This window comes from Variovorax sp. Varisp46 (genome assembly GCF_059491885.1).
Genome location: NZ_CP168515.1, coordinates 3,348,650 through 3,366,669, shown reverse-complemented (window position 1 = coordinate 3,366,669; position 18,020 = coordinate 3,348,650). Strand labels below are relative to the sequence as shown.

The following is an 18,020-nucleotide window of genomic DNA, read 5'->3' as shown; positions in this document are numbered from 1 at the left end:
CAAAGCCGGTTCCGCGGTGTTCGCGAAGGAGCCCGGGCTGCGCCGGGCGGCAGCATATACACCGAAAAGTTCTAACAACCCGCACTTGTTGCGGGTTTTCTTTTTTTGGAGTGTTGCCTACCTGAAAAGTCCTTGTGTCCGCTACAGTAACAATTAGTGTCACTATTGCGTACCGTCGCAGCGCGGGACGCGGCCGAGGCAAGTCCCGGAGGACCATCAACGTTCCATCACGACGAGGCTGAAATGCAGGATGCCGCCACCAACCCCACGTACACAGCGTTGCAACCGCAATTGCCGGAATCGCTGGAGATTCCGGGCTACGACCTGCTGGAGGAACTGGGCGCAGGCGGCTACGGCACCGTCTATCGTGCGCTGCAGCAGCGCACGGGCACCGTGGTCGCCATCAAGGTCGTCAAGCTGCAGGTCGGCAGCCAGCGCGTTGCGCGTTTCCACCGCGAGACCAAGCTCTGCGCCGCGCTGCACCATCCGCACATCGTTCAGCTGCTCGACAAGGGCGAGCAGGGCGCCTGCGTCTATGGCGTCTTCGAGTACGTGCCGGGAGAAACGCTCACCAGCCTGATCCGGCGCAAGGGCGCTTTGACGGCCCCCGAAACCGCCCACCTCATGGCGGAAGTGCTGGATGCGCTGGACTGCGCGCATGCCGCGGGCATCGTGCATCGCGACCTGAAGCCGGACAACGTGATGGTCACGTTCACCGGCGCCGTCCCGCATGCGAAGGTGCTGGACTTCGGCATCAGCACCGTCATACCCACGAACAGGGGCGCCGAATTCCTGACGCTCACGATGACGGAAGAGTCCCTGGGCACGCCGGCCTACAGCGCACCCGAGCAGCTGCGCGGCGAGCCACCCGGCGTCAAGTCCGATCTGTATGCCTGGGGCCTGATGTTCATCGAATGCCTGACCGGCGTGCCCGCCATCCGCGGCGCATCGGCGGCGGAGATTCTTCATCAGCAACTGAGCCCGCAGGAAGTGCCGCTGCCCTCGGAAATCGCCAGCCATCCGGTGGCGTCCGTGCTGCGGCAGGCATTGAGGAAGAAGGCCGCCGACCGCTGCGATTCCGCGGCCACGCTGCTGGCCGAACTCGGGCGCCTGCGGCTGGACGACCTCGTGGGCGTGCTGCGCTCGGCCAAGCAGGCGCAGGACGAGGCGCTGGCCCATACCGTGGTGACGACGCGCGGCTTTTCCGAGAAGCGCCAGCTCACGGTGCTGTGCTGCAGCGTCTCGGTCTGGCCGGACGCCGACGCCGAGGGCGCCGACGATGCCTTGCCCTCGGACATCGAAAAACTGGAGCTGCTGCAGCGCAACGAGCTCTCCCTGTTCGCGGAGACCGCCACGCGGCGCGGCGGATTGCTGGCGGGCACGCTGGGCGACCGGATGATCGTGCTGTTCGGCTATCCGCATGCCAGCGACACCGACGCGCGGCAGGCCGGCATGACGGCGCTGGAGCTGATTGCGTTGAGCCGCCAGCGCTCGGCCGCCATCGAGCAGGCGCACGGCGTTCATCTGGGTATCCGCATGGGCATGCACACCGGCATGGCGGTGGTGGCCGCCGGAGAAATCCCGTCGGGCCATGCCGTCAATGTCGCGGTGCGGCTCGAGGGCGTTGCCGAAACCGGGACGCTGCTGGCAAGCGAAAGCAGCTACCGGCTGCTGGGGCGCCATGCGCGCTTCGACAAGGCCGGCAGCGTGGCCCTGCCGGGGCAGTCCGGCGGCATCCAGACCTATTGCCTCAGCAGCAAGCGGCAGGCGTCCATGCTGCACGAGTCGGCGGAACAGGCACTGCACGAGGCGTGCATTGGCCGCGAGCCGGAACTGCAACAGCTGCGCGCGGCGTGGGCCCAGGCCCGGCAAGGCCAAGGCGGCGCGGTGTGGATTCGCGGCGAGCCCGGCATCGGCAAGTCGTGTCTCGCCGACATGCTGCGCGAGCAGGTGGCGCAGGAAGGGTGGCAGACCGTCAGTGCGCAGTGCCAGCCCGAAAGCCAGAACAACGCGCTGACGCCGTTCCTGGCGCTGCTGCGCCAGCGGCTCGACGCCGCGCCCGACGCCGCCACGCCGGACGCCCGGCGGGAGCGGTTGCGCGAGGCCCTGCATGCGGCCGGCTGCGACGGCGAGGCGGTGCTGCCGATCTTCTGCGCATGGCTTTCCCTGCCGCTGGGCGACAGCGCGCCCAGCCAGATGTCTCCCCCGATGCAGAAGGCGCTGTTGCTGCAGTCGATCGCGCAGTGGCTGTTGCACATGGCCGAGGCGGCGCCGCTGCTGCTCCTGCTCGAGGACGTACATTGGGCCGACCCCACGAGCATCGAGTTTCTCGAGCAGCTGGTCGCGCAGCTGCCGCAGCGGCGCGTGCTGCTGGTGTTGACCGCGCGGCCGGAATGGGAGAAGCCGCCGGAACTGCAGGCGGCGTGCATCGAGGTGCGCCGTCTGGAAGACGCGCAGGCGGCCGAACTGGCCCGGCAGGCGCTGGCGCCGAGAATCGCCGCGCCGCAGGTGATCGACAACGTGGTCGCGCGCACCGACGGCGTGCCGCTGTTCATCCAGGAAATGGCGCGCATGCTGCTCGACGCCTACCTGGTGGAGAAGGACGGCGTCTGGGTCTTCAAGGACACCGCGCAGCCAGCGGCCATTCCGGTCACGCTGCGCGACTCGCTGGTCAGTCGCTTCGACCGGCTGGGCCCCGTCAAGGGCCTGCTGCAGCTGGCCGCCACCATCGGGCGCCAGTTCGATGCCGAGCTGCTGTGCGCCTGTTCGGGCAAGCTCCCCGAAGCCATGGACAAGGACATGGCCGTGCTGCTCGACGCGGGGCTCGTGGCGCCGGCCGGGCCGCCGGGCGCCTTTATCTTCCGCCACGCGCTGATCCGCGACACCGCCTACGAGTGCATGCTCGTCGCGCAGCGCCAGCAGCAGCACCGCAACGTGGCGCAGACGCTGCTGGACAGCCAGCCGCAGCGCGTGGCGGACGAGCCGGGCAGCGTGGCCCAGCACTGGGCGGATGCCGGCGAGCACGCGCAGGCCATGGCGCTGGCGGTGCAGCAGCTGCGCATTACCCAGCATCGCTCGCTGAACGACGAAACCATTTCCTACGCCCAGCACATCGACGGCTGGATGGCGCGCCTGGATGGCGCCGCGCAGCGCGAGGCGCGCCTCGACGTGAACAGCTACGTCACGCAGGCGATGATGAACAAGTACGGCTGGGCGCATGCGCAGGTGGTGGACCGCATCGCCCTGTCGCAGGAACTGCTCGACGACAGCGTGCCCCGCGAGAAGCAGGTGCAGCACCTGTGGACGCTGATCACCTTCCACCACGTCGCGAGCAACCGCGCCGAGGTGCAGCGGCTGAGCCAGCGGTTGCTCGACCATGCCGTGCAGCAGCAGGACCAGGGCGTGTTCGTGGCGGCACAGACTTATCTTGGGCTCGCGCACTATTCCGACGGCCAGTTCGAACTCGGCGAGCAGTCGCTGACCGACGCCATCGAGCGCTACAGCCCCGAAGCGCACGCGCACCATGCTGCCGACTTCGGCTTCGACACCCGCGTATGGGCCACCACGGGGCGCGCGCTGGTGCGCTGGTTCGCGGGCCACGACGCGGCCGCCCGCACCGACGCCGCGAATGCCGTCCGGTGGGCGCGGGAGATGTCGCACATTCCGTCGCTGAGCATGGCCCTGCTGTACCAGAGCCTGGGCCACCAGGCCCGCAACGACAAGGCGCGGGCGCTGGTTAGCACGGGCGAACTGCTCGGCATCACCGCGCGCTATGGCCTGCCGGCGTTCCAGGGGTATGCGGAAATCATCCGCTGCTGGGCCACCGGCGACGTCGACAGCATCGCGCAAGCCGACGCCTGGGTGCAGGCGCTGTGGGGCATGGGCTGCCGCTATTGCCAGACCTACTACCGTGCCTTCGCCGCGGACACGCTGGCCGCCAACCAGCGCTGGAGCGAAGCGCTCGAGCGCATCGACGAGTGCCTGCGCATGGCGGACGAGCTCAAGGAAGGGCTCTACAGGTCCGAGCTCCATCTGCAGAAGGCCCGCTACCTGCAGGCCGCCGGCGGTGAGCGCGCGGCGGTGGCCGCCTGCTTCGCGCAGGCCGCCGAAGTGGCGCGCGAGGGGGCCAAGCACAGGACCGAGTACGAGGCCCTGGCGGCGTTGCAGGCACTGGCGCCTGAAGGCCGCGACGTGGCCGCACGCCTGGAGGAGCTGGCCGGCCTGCGATCGGAGTTGTCTGCACGCATGCCCCTGCATGCATTTGTTTCTTGAACCAAGGATGAAGTGACCATGACCCCTCAACGCCAAAGCGCCGAACCGCTGCTCGAATTCCGCCTTGCCTATCTTCGAGGCGTTGCCCGATCGTGGCAGGACGATGCCTACCGCCGCGAACTGCTCGACCAGCAGGACATTCAGCCCATGCTGCGCCGCGACTTCGGCCTGCCGACGATGTGGCCGCAAGTCGACATCAGGCTCTTCCAGAATCCGGATCCGGACATGCGCGCCGAATGGAAGCCGATGCTGACTTCTGGCTGGGTCGGCCCCGACGATTCCTTCATCATCGTGCTGCCGCAGGCGCCTTCCTCGCATGCCGCGGAGGCGCTGGCCGCCTACTACCAGGTGTTCCCGAACTTCATGGGCGGCGCCGTCGCCTTCGAGGCGCCCGAAGCGTCCACCGCCGGCCTGATGAAAGCCGCGCTGCCCACGGGCCTTGGCATCCCCGGCGGCGGCGAAGGTTCTCTGCTGGCGTTCGGTGGCCTGGTGCTGCGCGCGATCGCGCTCGCATGGCAATCGCCGGAGTTCCTTTTCGACCTGACGCGCGACCCCGACACCGACAAGGCGCCGGTGCTGAGCCAATGGCTGGGCTACAACAATCCGTTCAATTTCAAGATCCTGTTCACGACCAATTCCGCCTTCACGTGGGACACGGCGCGCGGCGAATGGAACCTGGAGAATGCCGACGGCTCGCCGATCAAGAACGGCCTCCTCCTCAACTACCCGAACGCGCCGGTGGAAGAGGGCATGCGGGCGATCGCGCTCACCTCGTACAACAACACGGGCGACCCCTATCCCTTCACCTGCTGAGTCCGCGGTCGATCGGGGGCTGGCCGCTGGCGCGCTGCAAGGCGCCACGGCCACGCTCCTGCTGACACTGGCCGCGCGCGCCGAGGCCAGCCGCCTGCGCGGCGATGCGCAGGCGTTCTCCGACCCCGAGGCGCAGCGCATCGCGGCCTCGTTGCCCTTCGACCTCTCGGCCTATGCGATGGACGCGGCATTCGTCAGGAGCGTGGTCCTGCGCGCCGCACTGTTCGACCGTTTCGCGGCCGAATTCCTCGCAATCCATCCGGGGGGCCTGTGCATCACGCTGGGCGCGGGGCTTTGCACGCGGCGCAGCCGGCTCGGGGCGGCCGTGGCGGCAGGTTCCCGCTGGCTGAACATCGACCTGCCGGACGCCATCGGCCTGCGGGCGCAGCACATGGCGCGCGGCGAAGGCGAGACCGACCTCGCCTGCTCGATCCTCGACGACGCGTGGCTCGACGCCGCCAGCCTGCCCGGCGAGCGGCCCGTGCTCGCGATGCTGGAGGGCGTCTGCCCCTACCTGCCGCAGGCGCCGCTGGAGGCCCTGCTGTGCCGCTTGGCCGGGCGCTTCGAGCACGGCGCGACGCCGTGCACCGTCGTGCTCGACCATGTGCACCCGGTGCTCGCGCGCCAGCCCATGGCGGTGGGCGGCATGCGGCTGCCGGTGGTGTCGGGCTTCGAAGACGCCGTGCAGATCGCGCGTCTGCATCCGTCGATGCGGGTGCTGTCCGAAGACCACATCTATGCGCAATTCTCCGAACAGCATCGGCTGTTCGAAGCGGCGTTCCAGGCCGCGACAGGCGCCTGGCCCTATGCCGTCGTGCGCCTTGCGCTGGGCCCGCAAGACGATGCGTAGCGCCGCGGCACCGGATTTCTTCGGCGACGTTTTCCGGTGGCACGAGAAGCACCTGCCGCCGGTCGTGCTGAAGGACAACCTGCTGCTGTTGAGCGAAAGCGAACTGCTCGTGCTCGGCTCGCCGGGCGTCATGGCCCTCGAGCGCGTGCTGCGCGAGCGTGTCAGCCTCGCGGCTTATTGCCGCAGCGAAGGCGCGGCCGCGCCGCTCGCGGAAATGCTGCATGCGCTCGAAGCATTGGCGCGCCAGGGGCTCGTGCGACCCGCCGCGACGGACGGCGGCGAGCCGTACCTCGTGCCCGATTTCTCGGTGGAACCCGCGCGTGCGGCCGTCTCCGATCACGTCGATTTCGTCCTGCTGTCGCAGGCCGTGAACGACGGCGCGGCACGGCGCTGGGGGCTGGCGATCGCCGAGGCGGGCAGCGCTGGCCTCACCCTCGTGTTCTGCGACGACTGCCTGGACCCGCGGCTCGGCGTGATCGATGCGCAGCAGCGCGCTTCGGGGCGTCCATGGCTGCTGGTCAAGCCGACCGGCGAACAGGCCATGGCCGGCCGGCTTCCCGCGCGGGAAGCCGGCCGGCCCCTGCTGGCATTGCTTCGCGCATCGGTGGCTCGGGAACCGGCCGGCGCGCGCCTGGTGGCACGACCGCCACGGCGGCATGGTCATCGGCCCGCCCGTGCGCGCCGGCGACGGGCTTGTCGGCGACCGCCTCGATCGACTGCTCCCCATCGCCAGGCAACTCGTTGCGCACGCCGATGCGCAGGTGCGCACGCTGGATTCGCCGCAGCCGCATTTCGTCTTCGGCCGTCCCCAGTGCCCGCAGTGCGGAACGCCGGGTCTCATGGCGCAGCGGCAACGCGAACGCATCGCGCTGGCGCCTGGCCTGCCCATCGCCCGGCGCGATGGCGGCTGGCGCACGGTGCCTGCCTCGGCCACGGTGGAGCGGCTCGCGCGCCACGTCAGTCCGCTGTGCGGCGCGATCGCGCAGGTGCGGCCGCTCAACGCCGAATCCGACGATGCGCTGACGGTCTATCGCAGCGAGATCTTCAGGACTGCACCGGCCGGCGGCGACGCGCTGCCCGGCCCGCTGACCCAGGTCTGCCTCGGCAAAGGCATGTCGATGGCGCAGTCCCGTGCCAGCGCTTTGTGCGAGGCGGTCGAACGCCACGCCGCCTTCTACCAGGGCGACGAGGCCTCGGTCGTTGCGCTCGCCGCCGACCTCGACGCGCGCTGCGTCCAGCCGCAGGCGCTGGCGCTGTTCAGCGATCGGCAACGCGCGCGGTTCGACACGGAGAAGCCACCGCACGCGGTGGCGAACTCGTCCGCAGCTCTGGGTCAGCCCGCATGGTGGACGCCCGCCTGGTCGCTGACTTCCGATGCCCGCTGCTACCTCCCGCTGGCTTTCTGCTTCGCGAATGCGCCGGTGCCAAGCCAGTGCCACGTCAGCTGGACATCGAACGGATGCGCCGCCGGGAACACGCGCGAGGAAGCCATCCTGCAGGGCTTTCTCGAACTGGTGGAGCGCGATGCCGCAGCCATCTGGTGGTACGGCGAAATCCGCAGGCCGGCCATCGACCTCGGTGGCCTGTGCGCCGAAATCCGCCTGCGCATCGAGCGCACCTGCGGCCCGGAGTGGGAGCGCTGGGTGCTCGACATCACCCATGACTTCGGCATCCCGGTGGCGGTTGCCGTCGGCCGGCACGGGCAAACGGGCGAGTGGGCCATCGGCTTCGGCTGCAGCACCGACCGCGCGCTGGCCTGCGAACGCGCGCTCACGGAAATGAGCCAGCTGATCGTGGCCGGCAAGACCTTTGCAATGCAGCGCGCCGGCTTTCTCATGCCGTCGAAGGTGAGCGACGCCGTGCCGGCGCCGGCCGCGCAGACGGATATCGCGGAAGAAATCAAGCGCTGCGTCGGCATTGCCGCTGCCCTCGGCCTGGAGACCATCGTCCTCGACCACACGCGCCCCGACATCCCGCTGTGCACGGTGAAGGTGATCGTGCCCGGCCTGTGCCACATCTGGCCGGAGCTGGGCAACCCGCGCCTGTACAGGGTGCCTGTCGCCATGGGATGGCGCGACACTCCGATGAGCGAGGGCGACCTCAATCCACAGGCGCTCTACGTCTGACCTCGCGAGAGAGAATGCACCGATGGCTATTTTCAGGAACAAGCTCGACGGGCGCGCCACCATGCTGCGGCCCGTGCATGCCTTCGGCCGCCGCGCCTCGGCATGCCAGACGGTGCTGAAGGCGCCGGACGTGTCACAGGTCCATGCGCTTGTCCGATGGAACAGCCGCGCATGGGAGATCGTCGACCAGAGCCGCAACGGCACCACATTGAACGGCGAGCGCCTGCCGGGCGGCCGCTGGACCGTCTTGCCCGCGGGCGCCGAAGTCCGCATGGGCGTGGGCGATGAAACGGTCTGGATCGCGGACGACCTCGCGCCGCCGGCCACCTGCCTTTTTCCGAACGAGGGGCGCGGCGCCGCCGTGGTGCTGAACCTCCGCGAAAACCTGCTGCCGGATGAGCAGCAGCCTGAAGTGAACGTGTATTTCCACGAAGGCAAATGGATGCTCGAGCACATCGGCGGCATCGAGTACCTCAGCGATGGCACCGTGGTCCGCACCTCGGGCAGCACGTGGGAGTTCGTGCTGGGCGACGACCTGGCGTCCACTTCCGAGAACCCGATCGCAGCCTCGGCGCCGGCCTCGGCGGAGGTTTCGCTGCACTTCAATGTCAGCCAGAACGAGGAGCACACGAGCCTGAGCCTGGTGGCGGACGGCAAATCGGTGTCGCTCGGCGAACGCATTCATCACTACACCCTCGTCACGCTCGCCCGCGTGCGGCAGCAGGACGCGCAAAAAGGCGTTGCGCCGCAGAGCCAGGGCTGGATCGGGCTGGACGAACTCTCGCGCATGCTGGGCGTGGAGCCTTCGTACGTGAACATCCAGATCTTCAGGGCGAAGCACCAGATCCTCAATGCATTGGCGCCCCGGCTGGCCGAGCCGCCGCTGGTCGAGCGACGGCGCGGGAACGTGCGCCTCGGCAACTATCCCTTCGAGATCCAGGGTGGCGCACAGCGCGTGTAATCGCCTGTAATTTCATTCTCCACCCGCGATCCCTAGAGTGAGGTCCAGCTCGGTGCCGTTGCGGCACCAACCGCCTGATCCATCACTTCCGGAAGAGAGTTGCCATGGGGATGATCTATTCAGTCACGGTCAACAACCATGCGAGTCATTCGGCTTATTTCATGGTGTTCCAGAACGACCCGACGCAATGGGCGCCGAATGCGCTGTCGCTGGCCTGGTTCGCCGAGTTCTCGAACCCGGGCCCGAGTTCGCGCGTCAAGTTCCAGTGGAGCGTCGACACCGGCTTCTCCTGGGCTGAAACTGGCGAACTGCAGCCCGGCACCCAGTTCACCGCCACGGAAACCTACGACGCGACTGGCCTGAACAACAAGATCACGCTCGACTACGACCGTGCCTACCGGTTCGTGAACCCGATCCCGGGACCCGATCGGTCGCGGTTCTATCTCGCCGAGTCGGCCAGCGTCCCGGGCAGGTCCGCGGCTGCCGTGGGCGTGACCATGGGAGGCAGCACGGTGTATGCGGCGCAGGCACGCCCCAACCAGAACCTGGCCTTCTCGCCGCGCCCCCGCTACTTCATCGCCTATGGCGACTACGAGGAAGGCGATGTGATCGACGTCAGCGCGATCAACAACCCACTCGAGTTGCCGTATCCGGCCGGCGTCTACGCGCTGACCACCACATTGAACGCCAATGGAACCTGGGACCCGCCAAAGAGCCTGGCCCATTCCAACGCGAGCCGCCTGCGGCTGCTCGCGGTTTGAATTTTCAGCTGTCACACCTCCTGGTTTCCTCGAGGACACCCATCATGAGAAGCACACGCCATGCTGCAGAACACACCTTCACCGATTCTTGCACCTCGCCAGCCGCTTCAATCGAGCTTGCGGAGTCAGGCAATGCGCCCACAGCAAGCCGCCGTTGAGCGGGTAGCGACGCGGCGCGTGTTCCTGGTGCCCCCAGGCGCCCGTCTGCAGGACCCCAACGTCGATTGCCTGGCCATGGACGAGGAGGTCTGGGAGCGCGGCTATACGCTGGTGATCGACGAGGTGAAGCGCGGCCCGCTGCAGGACTTCTGGAAGCACTACTACGGCACCTCCGCCGAGATGGCGATGTCCGGCAACGGGCTGATGGAGTTCCGCAAGGACATCATGGCGATCACCCCGGATTGCCTGAGCGAGCCGGCCGTGTTTCGGTTTCTCGTGCAGTTGACCCGGATGTGCGTGCGGGCGTACAGCGTGCAGGGCAGCCTGCACGTCGTCGCTGAATAAATACTCCCCCAGGCTACGCGCACTTCGTGTCGCTGCGCCAACCCCCTCGCCGGGGGCGACACCTGCGGCCCGGCGGAGCCGGTTCCGCGGTGTCTCGCGAAGGGGACGCGCCGGTTCGAACGCCGTGGCGTGCCGGGCGCATTGGCGCTGTCAGGATTGCGGGGGCTGGAGCTGTGCCGCCATCTTCTGGTGGATCAGGTTCACGGCCTTCAGCGGGCGCAGCATCACCTTGAACTCGGTGATCCTGCCTGCGTCGTTCCACTTCATCATGTCGACGCCATTGATCTGGATGCCGTCCAGCTCGAGCGCGAATTCGAGCACCGCATCGTGCTCTGACCTGAGCTCGCGCACATAGCGGAAGCTCTCGTTGAAGAACACCTGGAATGCCGCCGCCAGGTACTTCTGCGTGATGCGTTTGCCCACCTGGGGCGTGTGCACCACCGGCGAATGGAAGACGGCCTCGTCGTCGAGCAGGGCATCGAGCCCCGCCACATCGCGTTCCTTGACGAGCCGGTGCCAGGTGGCGAGGGTGTCGATCGGCATGTGTCTCCTGAAGAGGTGAGTAGGATGCCCGGCATTTGACGCACAGGCGTGCGACATGGCAAGACATCCCGGGCACCTGGGCGACTCGTCAGGCCAGCCGGTCGAGCAGGCTGTACCAGGCCACGCCCCCGGCCACGTAGAAGCGCTGCAGGCCATGCAGCGGGATCGGCTGGATCGGCGTCACCGGGTACGGAAAATCCGCGCCCGCATCCACGAGCCGCGCAGCCAAGTGCTTGCCCATGCTCGTGGCCAGCGCGATGCCCCGGCCGTTGTAGCCCAGCGCGATCGTCATGCCCGGCGCCGGCGTGTGCACGTGCGGCATGAAGTCGCGCGTGACGGCGATTCGGCCGGCCCAGCGGTACTCGTAGCGCAGCGGCCCGAGCTGCGGGAACAGTAGCTCCAGCGAGCGCTCCAGGTGCGCGAAATCGGCGGGACCGCCCGGGTCGGCGAAATGGCCGCGCCCGCCCATCAGCAGGCGGCCCTGCGCGTCCTTGCGGAAGTAGAGCAGCAGGCGCTGCGAGGTCGAGGCGGTTTCGCCGCGCGGCAGGATCGCGTCGGCCGCCGCGCCCTTCAGCGGCTCGGTGGCCACGATGAAGCTGTTGGCCGCCAGCACCGTGCGCTTCAGCCCGGGCCATAGCGCGCCCGTGTAGCCGTTGGTCGCTATGACGACTTGCTCCGCGGTGACGCTGGCGCCCGTCGACGTGCTCGCATGCCAGTGCGAGCCGCGCCGCTCCAGCGCCGTGACCTCGGTGCCGCCGTGCACGGCAACGCCCAGGCCCTGCGCGGCGCGCACCAGCCCGCGCGTGTAGGCCAGCGGCTGGATGCCGCCGGCGCGGCCGTCGAGCCAGCCGCCGGCGAAGGTATCGGTGCCCAGCCGCGCCGCGACGGCCGCGCGGTCGAGCGGCAGCGTGTTCACGCCGCGCCTGGCCCATTGTTCGGCGCGCGCATGCAGGCCGGCCACGTCCTTCTCCGAATAGGAAACCTGCAGCCAGCCGTTGCGCACCGGCTGGCAGTCGATGCCGTGGCGCGCGATCAGGTCGAACACCAGGTCGGCCGAGCCCGAAACCGCATCGATCAGCGGCTCGGCGCGCTCGGCGCCGTACAGCCGCACGAGCTCGTCGGGGTCGTGCTTGAGCGTCGGGTTCACCTGCCCGCCGTTGCGCCCCGAGGCACCCCAGCCGGGCTCATGTGCCTCGAGCACGCACACCTGCACGCCGGCCTCGGCCAGGTGCAGCGCGGCAGACAGGCCGGTGAAGCCGCCGCCCACGATCAGCACGTCGGCCTTGCGCGATTCGGCGAGCGGCGGCGTCGGCGCGGCGGGCGGCGCGGTGGCGGCCCAGAGCGATGGCGGCATGGCACTGGCTGCGCTCATGCGCGCACCTCCCCGGAGCCGGCCGCACCGGAAGGATGCAGCACGCGCCGCAGGAAGTCCTGCGTACGCGCATGGCGCGGCGCGCCCAGCACCTGCGCGGACGGACCTTCCTCGACGATGCTGCCGCTGTGCAGGAAGCACACGCGGTCGGCCACCTCGCGGGCGAAGCCCATCTCGTGCGTGACCACGATCATCGTCATGCCCTCGTCGGCCAGCGCACGCATCACGCCGAGCACGTCGCCGACCAGTTCGGGGTCGAGCGCCGACGTAGGCTCGTCGAACAGCATGGCCTCGGGCTTCATCGCGAGCGCGCGGGCGATCGCCACGCGCTGCTGCTGCCCGCCCGAGAGCTGTGCCGGCCAGGCCTGCGCCTTCTCGGCCAGCCCGACCTTGGCCAGCAGCGCCATCGCTTCCTCGCGCGCCCGCGCAGCGTTCTGGCGCAGCACGTAGACGGGGCCTTCCATCACGTTCTCCAGCACGGTGCGGTGCGGAAACAGGTTGAAGCGCTGGAACACCATGCCCATGCGGCTGCGCAGCCGGTGGATGTCCGGTGCGTTGCGGTCCACGCGCTCGCCGAAGGCGCGGATCTCGCCGCCCTCGTACGACTCCAGCGCATTGATGCAGCGAAGCACGGTCGACTTGCCCGAGCCCGACGGGCCGATCAGGCACACCACTTCGCCCTTGTCCACGTGCAGGCTCACGCCCTGCAGCACGCGGTGCGCGCCGAAGCGCTTCTCGAGTCCCTCGACGTGGATCATGGCTGCTTCCTCCCGGCGGCGAAGCGCTTCTCGAGCCGACGCAGGCCCCAGACCAGCGGCAGGCTCATCAGCAGGTAGAGGAGGGCGACCAGCGTATAGACCGTCATGTTCTGGAAGGTCGACGAGGCGATGAGCTGGCCCGCGCGCGTCATCTCGGCCACCGTGATGGTCGAGACCAGCGAGGAGTCCTTCAGCATCATCACCAGCGTGTTGCCGTAGGGCGGCAGCGCGATGCGGAAGGCCTGCGGCAATATCACCCGCCGCATGATCAGCGCCGAGCGCATGCCCATGGCCTGCGCCGCCTCGCGCTGGCCCGGATCGACCGCCTCGATGCCGGCGCGGAAGTTCTCGGCCTGGTAGGCCGAGTAGGCGATGCCCAGCCCGATCACGCCGGCCTGGAAGGCCGTGAGCTGCACACCGAACTCCGGCAGCACGAAGTAGATGTAGAAGAGCTGCACGATGATCGGCAGCCCGCGGATCACGTTGACGATCACCGTGGCGGCCCACGAGAGCGCGCGCACCGGCGAGAGCTTCATCAGCGCGAGCCCGAGGCCGAGCACGCTGCTCAGCAGGAAGGAGAGCACCGTCACCTGCACGGTGACCACGGCACCCTGCAGGAGGATCGGCAGAAAGTCCTGCGCGTGCTGGAGGAAGGTGGGAGCAGCCATCTGCATCAGTCCTGGTGCGCGGTGCGCGGCACGTCGAATCGACCGGCCGACGTAGTCAGGCCCATTCGGGGAACACCGCGGAACCGGCTTTGCCGGGCCGCAGGTGTTGCCCCCTGCAAGGGGGTTGGCGCAGCGACACGAAGTGCGCGAAGCCTGGGGGTGTGCATCAGATCCCCCACTTCTGGACGATCTTCGCCAGGGTGCCGTCGGCCTTGATGGCGGCGATCGCCTTGTTGATGCGTGCCAGCGTCTCGGTGTCGCCCTTGCGCACGACCAGGCAGACATCGCCCACGTTCACGGCCTTGTAGCTGTCGACCAGCTTCACGCCGGGGAAGGTGTTCTGGCGGATCTGGTAGGCCATGATGGGCTGGTCGCCGAGGCCCGCCTTGATGCGCCCGAGCGAGAGGTCGCGCGTCATGTCGGCCACCGAGTCGTAGCTGCGCACTTCCTTGAAGATGCCCTTCTTGTTCAGCATGTCGAGGAACACCGTGCCGACCTGCGCGCCCACCACCTCGCCCTTGAGCTCGTCGAGCGAGACGTATGCGCGGGCGTCGTCGGCCTTGACGATCAGGCCTTCGCCGTACGAGTAGACCGGGTCGCTGAAGTCGACCACCTCCTGGCGTGCCGGCGTCTTCAGCATGGCGGCCGAGACGATGTCGATCTTGCGTGCGGTGAGCGAGGGGATCAACGCCGAGAACACTGTCTGCTGCACGTTGACGCCGAAGCCGCCGGCCTTGCCCACGGCGGTGACGGTGTCGACCATCATTCCCTGGATGCTGTTGGTCTTCACGTCCAGGAAGGTGAAGGGCACGCCGGTGGCCGTGGCGCCCACGTTGTAGGTGGGCGCGGCGCCCTGCGCGGCCGCCAGCGAGGCGGCGCCGGCGATGCAAAGACCCAGGGCCAGGCGATGAAGGCGGCGAACGATGCGATTCATGGGAGCACTCCTCGAAGCAAGGGAAGTTGAAGAAAGAAGAAGAGAGGCGGGAAAGAAAGGTGATGCTGGGCAGCGCGATGCAACATGCGTGCCAATAATCGATTCTTTTGAATCTATAAACAATAAATAGAAACCACTAGTCGAGTTTAAGATATCGATATTCGATATTTCAAAGGAATGTGGATATACTCCACCGCCATGGACGCCACACCCGACACAGCCCCCGAAGACGGCCAGAGCCTGCTTTTCAATCAGTCGCTGGAGAAGGGCCTGGCCGTGCTGCGCGCCTTCAGCGCCCGGCGCCGCACCATGACGCTGGCCGACGTGGCCGAGGCCACCGACATCACCAAGAGTTCGGCGCAGCGCATGGTCTTCACGCTCGAGAAGCTGGGCTACGTGCGCAAGCACCCGAAGACGCGGCGCTACCAGCTCACGCCCAGGGTCATGGAGATCGGCTTCAACTACCTCGCGGCGCACTCGCTGATCGACGTGGCCAACCCCTTCCTGTCGGAACTCACCAAGGTGACGACCGAAACCTCCTGCCTCACCGAGCCCGACGGGCTGGACATGGTCTACGTGGCGCGCTTCGTCAGCGCGCAGTTCGTGCCGGTGCACATGCCCATCGGCAGCCGCATTCCGATGTACTGCACGGCTTCGGGGCGCGCCTTCCTCAGCGCGCTGCCCGAGGACGAGGCACGCGCGCTCATCGAAGCCTCCGACCGCGTGGCCCACACCATGCACACCCGCACCGGCGTGGACGAGATCCTGGAAGAGCTGCGCCAGACGCGGCAGCAGGGCTTCGCCACCAATGCCGAGGAGCTCTTTCTCGGCGACATGACCATCGCCGCGCCCGTGCTGGGCGCGCAGGGTAGGCCGGTGGCCTCGGTGCACGTCGTCGCGCCCACCAGCCGCTGGACGCTGGAGGAGGCGGTGCGCAAGCTGGCGCCCACGCTGCTGCTGTGCGCGCGCTCGCTCACCAGCTCGGCGCGCAGCATCGACTGACACCTATACGGTTTCAGACATCGCGCCGGCAGGTGGCTGCCCTTATGCTGTGCGGGATCACAACGCAGCAGCAGTTCGCACCCACCATGACCGATTTCCGCCCCACCTACGACAAGAGCTTCGACCGCATCGCCGCCGAGCGCCTGCCTGCGCTGCTGCGCGCCATGCCCAAGGCCGAGCTGCACATGCACATCGAGGGCTCGCTCGAACCCGAACTCATCTTCGCGCTCGCGCAGCGCAACGGCGTGTCCATTCCGTACGCCAGCGTCGAGGAACTGCGCCGTGCCTACGCCTTCACCAACCTGCAGAGCTTCCTGGACATCTACTACGCCGGCGCCAGCGTGCTGCTCAAGGAACAAGATTTCTACGACATGGCCTGGGCCTACCTGGAGCGCGCCGCGGCCGACAACGTGGTGCACACCGAGATGTTCTTCGACCCGCAGACGCACACCGCGCGCGGCGTGGCGATGGAAACGGTGGTCAACGGCCTGCACCGCGCATGCGTCGATGCGCAGCCGTTGCTCGGCGTGAGCGCGGCTCTCATCCTGTGCTTCCTGCGTCACCTGAGCGAGGAAGAGGCTTTCGAGACCCTGGAGCAGGCGCTGCCGTTTCGGGACAAGTTCATCGGCGTGGGGCTCGATTCGAGCGAAGTCGGCCACCCACCGGAAAAGTTCGCGCGCGTGTTCGCGCGCTGCCGCGAATTGGGTTTTCACCTCGTCGCGCACGCGGGCGAAGAAGGCCCGCCCGAGTACGTGTGGAGTGCGCTCGACGTGCTCAAGGTCGAGCGCGTCGACCACGGCGTGCAAAGCACCAAAGACCCGGCGCTGATGAAGCGGCTCGCACAAGACCGCATCCCGCTCACCGTGTGCCCGCTGTCGAACCTCAAGCTCTGCGTGTTCCCCGACCTGTCGCAGCACAACCTGGGCGCGCTGCTCGATGCGGGCCTGGTCGCCACTGTCAACTCGGACGACCCAGCCTACTTCGGCGGCTACATGAACCAGAACTTCACGCAGACCTTCGCGGCCACCGGGCTCAACGCGCAGCAGGCCTGGCAACTCGCGGCGAACAGCTTCGAGGGGAGCTTCATCGACGCGGCCGCAAAGCGCGCTTACGTCGACCGGCTCAACGCGGTCTTCGCGACCTTCTGATCGGCAGTGGCTGCGGTATCGGGCCGCGGCACCAGCAGTGGCATTGCCACCAGCGCACAGGCGCTGGCCGCGAGCCACACCAGCGGCCAGCCCTGCAGCGCCAGCAGGTGGGGAATAGAGAAGGGCGTGATGAAGCACACCAGGAACACGCTGGTGTTCGCCATGCCCAGCGCCGTGCCGGCACGGGATGCGCCGGCCAGCGTGGCGAGCTCGGTGTAGGCCACGCCGTGCCATGCCGACACGCAGACACCGCTCACACCCAGCAGCACGACCAGCGCGATCCGCAGCGCCAATGAATCGGCGACATGTGTACCGGCGGCCATCACCAGCACCGCGAGTGCAGCGAACAGCAGCACGCTGAGGGCGCCGCAGGCGCGCAGGTAGGCCGGCCGGTTGCGGCGGCGGTCGGTCCAGCGGCCGCTCCACACGCGCATCACCATCGCACCGACCTGCGTGAAGACCATCGTAGCGGTGATCGTCGCCAGGCCCGCATGTCCGAAGTCGTGCAGGAACACAGTGCCGAAGGACAGCACCGCGAACTGCGGCGCGCAGAGAATGCCGATGCCCAGCACGATGCGCCACACGCGAGCGTCGCGCAGCGGGCCGCTCTTGGACACGGCACGCGCTTCGGCCATGGCCTTGGTACGGGGCGCGACAGGCGGCTCGTGCACCCAGGCCCAGCTCATGGCTGCGCTCAACGCACACAGCAAGGCCAGCAGGCCGTAGAGCGCGGCAAAGCCGAAGTGCAGAGCGACGAAGGGCAGCACCAGCGCGCCGATGCCGCCGCCCATCGGCACGGCCGTCTGGCGGATGCTCATCGCGAGGCCGCGCTCGCCAGCGTCGAACCATGTCATCACCGCACGGCCGCTGGCACCGTTGACGCTGCCGCCCAGCAGGCCGACCAGCAGCAGCCCGGCGCCGAGCCAGCCGAGGCCGGGAATGTGCCCTGCGCCCGGCGCGGCCCACAGCGCCATCGCCACCAGCGCGACGGCCGTGCTGCCCAGGCCCGTCAGCAGCACGGGCCGGTCGCCCCAGCGGTCCGTCAACAGGCCCCACGGCAGCTCGCTCACGGCAATGCCCAGCCCCATGAGGCCCAGCACCAGCCCGAGCGTGGCGTTGTCGAGCTGGTAGCCGGTGCGCATCAGCACGGCGGTCATGGGAATGCCGCTGAAGGCCACGGAAAAGGCCGCGTTGGCGGCCACGCCTGCAGCCAGCACTTTCCAGCGGTGGCGTGGGGAAAACGAAGAGGAGTGGGGTGAAGGGGTCATGTTGCAGGGCAGTGTCGGCCGCTGCAAAGGTTTTGAAAAT

General features: G+C 68.2%; 16 protein-coding genes. 10 read left to right on the top strand and 6 right to left on the bottom strand.

Annotated features, from left to right (window positions below):
* Window positions 1–243: 243 nt before the first annotated feature.
* The 7 genes from ACEN9N_RS15855 to ACEN9N_RS15825 all read left to right on the top strand — a co-directional run bounded on the left by ACEN9N_RS15855 (window position 244) and on the right by ACEN9N_RS15825 (window position 10,287).
* Window positions 244–4,272, top strand: coding sequence for a TOMM system kinase/cyclase fusion protein (locus ACEN9N_RS15855; RefSeq protein WP_007832758.1), 4,029 nt, complete (start codon window positions 244–246; stop codon window positions 4,270–4,272).
* Between the two features lie 18 nt (window positions 4,273–4,290).
* Complete coding sequence (locus ACEN9N_RS15850; protein WP_007832759.1) at window positions 4,291–5,085, top strand: BMA_0021/BMA_0022 family TOMM bacteriocin; 795 nt, start codon at window positions 4,291–4,293, stop codon at window positions 5,083–5,085.
* A gap of 19 nt (window positions 5,086–5,104) precedes the next feature.
* Complete coding sequence (locus ACEN9N_RS15845) at window positions 5,105–5,935, top strand: class I SAM-dependent methyltransferase (RefSeq protein WP_495656391.1); 831 nt, start codon at window positions 5,105–5,107, stop codon at window positions 5,933–5,935.
* A 479-nt stretch (window positions 5,936–6,414) separates the two neighbouring features.
* A complete protein-coding gene (locus tag ACEN9N_RS15840) occupies window positions 6,415–8,061 on the top strand; it encodes a TOMM precursor leader peptide-binding protein (protein WP_495653962.1) in 1,647 nt (548 codons plus the stop codon).
* A 22-nt stretch (window positions 8,062–8,083) separates the two neighbouring features.
* The gene (locus tag ACEN9N_RS15835; protein WP_413314609.1) at window positions 8,084–9,022 is read left to right on the top strand and encodes an FHA domain-containing protein; all 939 of its coding nucleotides are present in this window, start codon (window positions 8,084–8,086) and stop codon (window positions 9,020–9,022) included.
* A gap of 104 nt (window positions 9,023–9,126) precedes the next feature.
* Window positions 9,127–9,783 carry a RhiA family protein gene (locus ACEN9N_RS15830; protein ID WP_007832767.1) on the top strand — a complete coding sequence of 219 codons (657 nt, stop codon included), beginning with the start codon at window positions 9,127–9,129 and terminating at the stop codon, window positions 9,781–9,783.
* 132 nt (window positions 9,784–9,915) lie between these two features.
* A complete protein-coding gene (locus tag ACEN9N_RS15825; protein ID WP_007832770.1) occupies window positions 9,916–10,287 on the top strand; it encodes a hypothetical protein in 372 nt (123 codons plus the stop codon).
* A 150-nt stretch (window positions 10,288–10,437) separates the two neighbouring features.
* On the opposite strand, the gene ACEN9N_RS15820 is transcribed toward ACEN9N_RS15825, so the two are convergent.
* From ACEN9N_RS15820 to ACEN9N_RS15800, 5 genes are all read right to left on the bottom strand, one after another.
* Window positions 10,438–10,830 carry a nuclear transport factor 2 family protein gene (locus ACEN9N_RS15820; RefSeq protein WP_007832776.1) on the bottom strand — a complete coding sequence of 131 codons (393 nt, stop codon included), beginning with the start codon at window positions 10,828–10,830 and terminating at the stop codon, window positions 10,438–10,440.
* A gap of 88 nt (window positions 10,831–10,918) precedes the next feature.
* Window positions 10,919–12,202, bottom strand: a complete 1,284-nt coding sequence (locus ACEN9N_RS15815; RefSeq protein ID WP_495653961.1) for an NAD(P)/FAD-dependent oxidoreductase — start codon at window positions 12,200–12,202, stop codon at window positions 10,919–10,921.
* Entirely contained in the window at window positions 12,199–12,960 is a 762-nt protein-coding gene (locus tag ACEN9N_RS15810; protein ID WP_495653960.1) for an amino acid ABC transporter ATP-binding protein, read from the bottom strand. Before ACEN9N_RS15810 ends, ACEN9N_RS15815 begins: the two co-directional genes overlap by 4 nt.
* Entirely contained in the window at window positions 12,957–13,628 is a 672-nt protein-coding gene (gene ehuD, locus ACEN9N_RS15805; protein WP_495653959.1) for an ectoine/hydroxyectoine ABC transporter permease subunit EhuD, read from the bottom strand. Before ehuD ends, ACEN9N_RS15810 begins: the two co-directional genes overlap by 4 nt.
* A 166-nt stretch (window positions 13,629–13,794) precedes the next feature.
* Window positions 13,795–14,562: an ABC transporter substrate-binding protein gene (locus ACEN9N_RS15800; RefSeq protein ID WP_007832784.1), complete on the bottom strand. Its 768-nt coding sequence runs from the start codon at window positions 14,560–14,562 to the stop codon at window positions 13,795–13,797.
* Between ACEN9N_RS15800 and ACEN9N_RS15795 the strand changes: the two genes are divergently transcribed.
* The 3 genes from ACEN9N_RS15795 to ACEN9N_RS15785 all read left to right on the top strand — a co-directional run bounded on the left by ACEN9N_RS15795 (window position 14,561) and on the right by ACEN9N_RS15785 (window position 16,712).
* Entirely contained in the window at window positions 14,561–14,692 is a 132-nt protein-coding gene (locus tag ACEN9N_RS15795; RefSeq protein ID WP_495653958.1) for a hypothetical protein, read from the top strand. The two genes, ACEN9N_RS15800 and ACEN9N_RS15795, sit on opposite strands and share 2 nt — an antisense overlap.
* 68 nt (window positions 14,693–14,760) lie before the next feature.
* A complete protein-coding gene (locus ACEN9N_RS15790; protein WP_495653957.1) occupies window positions 14,761–15,564 on the top strand; it encodes an IclR family transcriptional regulator in 804 nt (267 codons plus the stop codon).
* 86 nt (window positions 15,565–15,650) lie between these two features.
* Window positions 15,651–16,712 carry an adenosine deaminase gene (locus tag ACEN9N_RS15785; protein WP_157632187.1) on the top strand — a complete coding sequence of 354 codons (1,062 nt, stop codon included), beginning with the start codon at window positions 15,651–15,653 and terminating at the stop codon, window positions 16,710–16,712.
* On the opposite strand, the gene ACEN9N_RS15780 is transcribed toward ACEN9N_RS15785, so the two are convergent.
* Complete coding sequence (locus tag ACEN9N_RS15780) at window positions 16,673–17,980, bottom strand: MFS transporter (protein WP_495653956.1); 1,308 nt, start codon at window positions 17,978–17,980, stop codon at window positions 16,673–16,675. The genes ACEN9N_RS15785 and ACEN9N_RS15780 overlap by 40 nt on opposite strands.
* Window positions 17,981–18,020: the final 40 nt, after the last annotated feature.

What these genes read in the sequence shown, in the direction of transcription:
- ACEN9N_RS15855 (WP_007832758.1), top strand. Translation starts at nt 244, where the DNA reads ATGCAGGATGCCGCCACCAACCCCACGTACACAGCGTTGCAACCGCAA.
- ACEN9N_RS15850 (WP_007832759.1), top strand. Translation starts at nt 4,291, where the DNA reads ATGACCCCTCAACGCCAAAGCGCCGAACCGCTGCTCGAATTCCGCCTT.
- ACEN9N_RS15840 (WP_495653962.1), top strand. Translation starts at nt 6,415, where the DNA reads ATGCGCAGCAGCGCGCTTCGGGGCGTCCATGGCTGCTGGTCAAGCCGA.
- ACEN9N_RS15835 (WP_413314609.1), top strand. Translation starts at nt 8,084, where the DNA reads ATGGCTATTTTCAGGAACAAGCTCGACGGGCGCGCCACCATGCTGCGG.
- ACEN9N_RS15830 (WP_007832767.1), top strand. Translation starts at nt 9,127, where the DNA reads ATGGGGATGATCTATTCAGTCACGGTCAACAACCATGCGAGTCATTCG.
- ACEN9N_RS15825 (WP_007832770.1), top strand. Translation starts at nt 9,916, where the DNA reads ATGCGCCCACAGCAAGCCGCCGTTGAGCGGGTAGCGACGCGGCGCGTG.
- ACEN9N_RS15820 (WP_007832776.1), bottom strand. Translation starts at nt 10,830, where the DNA reads ATGCCGATCGACACCCTCGCCACCTGGCACCGGCTCGTCAAGGAACGC.
- ACEN9N_RS15815 (WP_495653961.1), bottom strand. Translation starts at nt 12,202, where the DNA reads ATGAGCGCAGCCAGTGCCATGCCGCCATCGCTCTGGGCCGCCACCGCG.
- ACEN9N_RS15810 (WP_495653960.1), bottom strand. Translation starts at nt 12,960, where the DNA reads ATGATCCACGTCGAGGGACTCGAGAAGCGCTTCGGCGCGCACCGCGTG.
- ehuD (WP_495653959.1), bottom strand. Translation starts at nt 13,628, where the DNA reads ATGGCTGCTCCCACCTTCCTCCAGCACGCGCAGGACTTTCTGCCGATC.
- ACEN9N_RS15795 (WP_495653958.1), top strand. Translation starts at nt 14,561, where the DNA reads ATGGGAGCACTCCTCGAAGCAAGGGAAGTTGAAGAAAGAAGAAGAGAG.
- ACEN9N_RS15800 (WP_007832784.1), bottom strand. Translation starts at nt 14,562, where the DNA reads ATGAATCGCATCGTTCGCCGCCTTCATCGCCTGGCCCTGGGTCTTTGC.
- ACEN9N_RS15790 (WP_495653957.1), top strand. Translation starts at nt 14,761, where the DNA reads ATGGACGCCACACCCGACACAGCCCCCGAAGACGGCCAGAGCCTGCTT.
- ACEN9N_RS15785 (WP_157632187.1), top strand. Translation starts at nt 15,651, where the DNA reads ATGACCGATTTCCGCCCCACCTACGACAAGAGCTTCGACCGCATCGCC.
- ACEN9N_RS15780 (WP_495653956.1), bottom strand. Translation starts at nt 17,980, where the DNA reads ATGACCCCTTCACCCCACTCCTCTTCGTTTTCCCCACGCCACCGCTGG.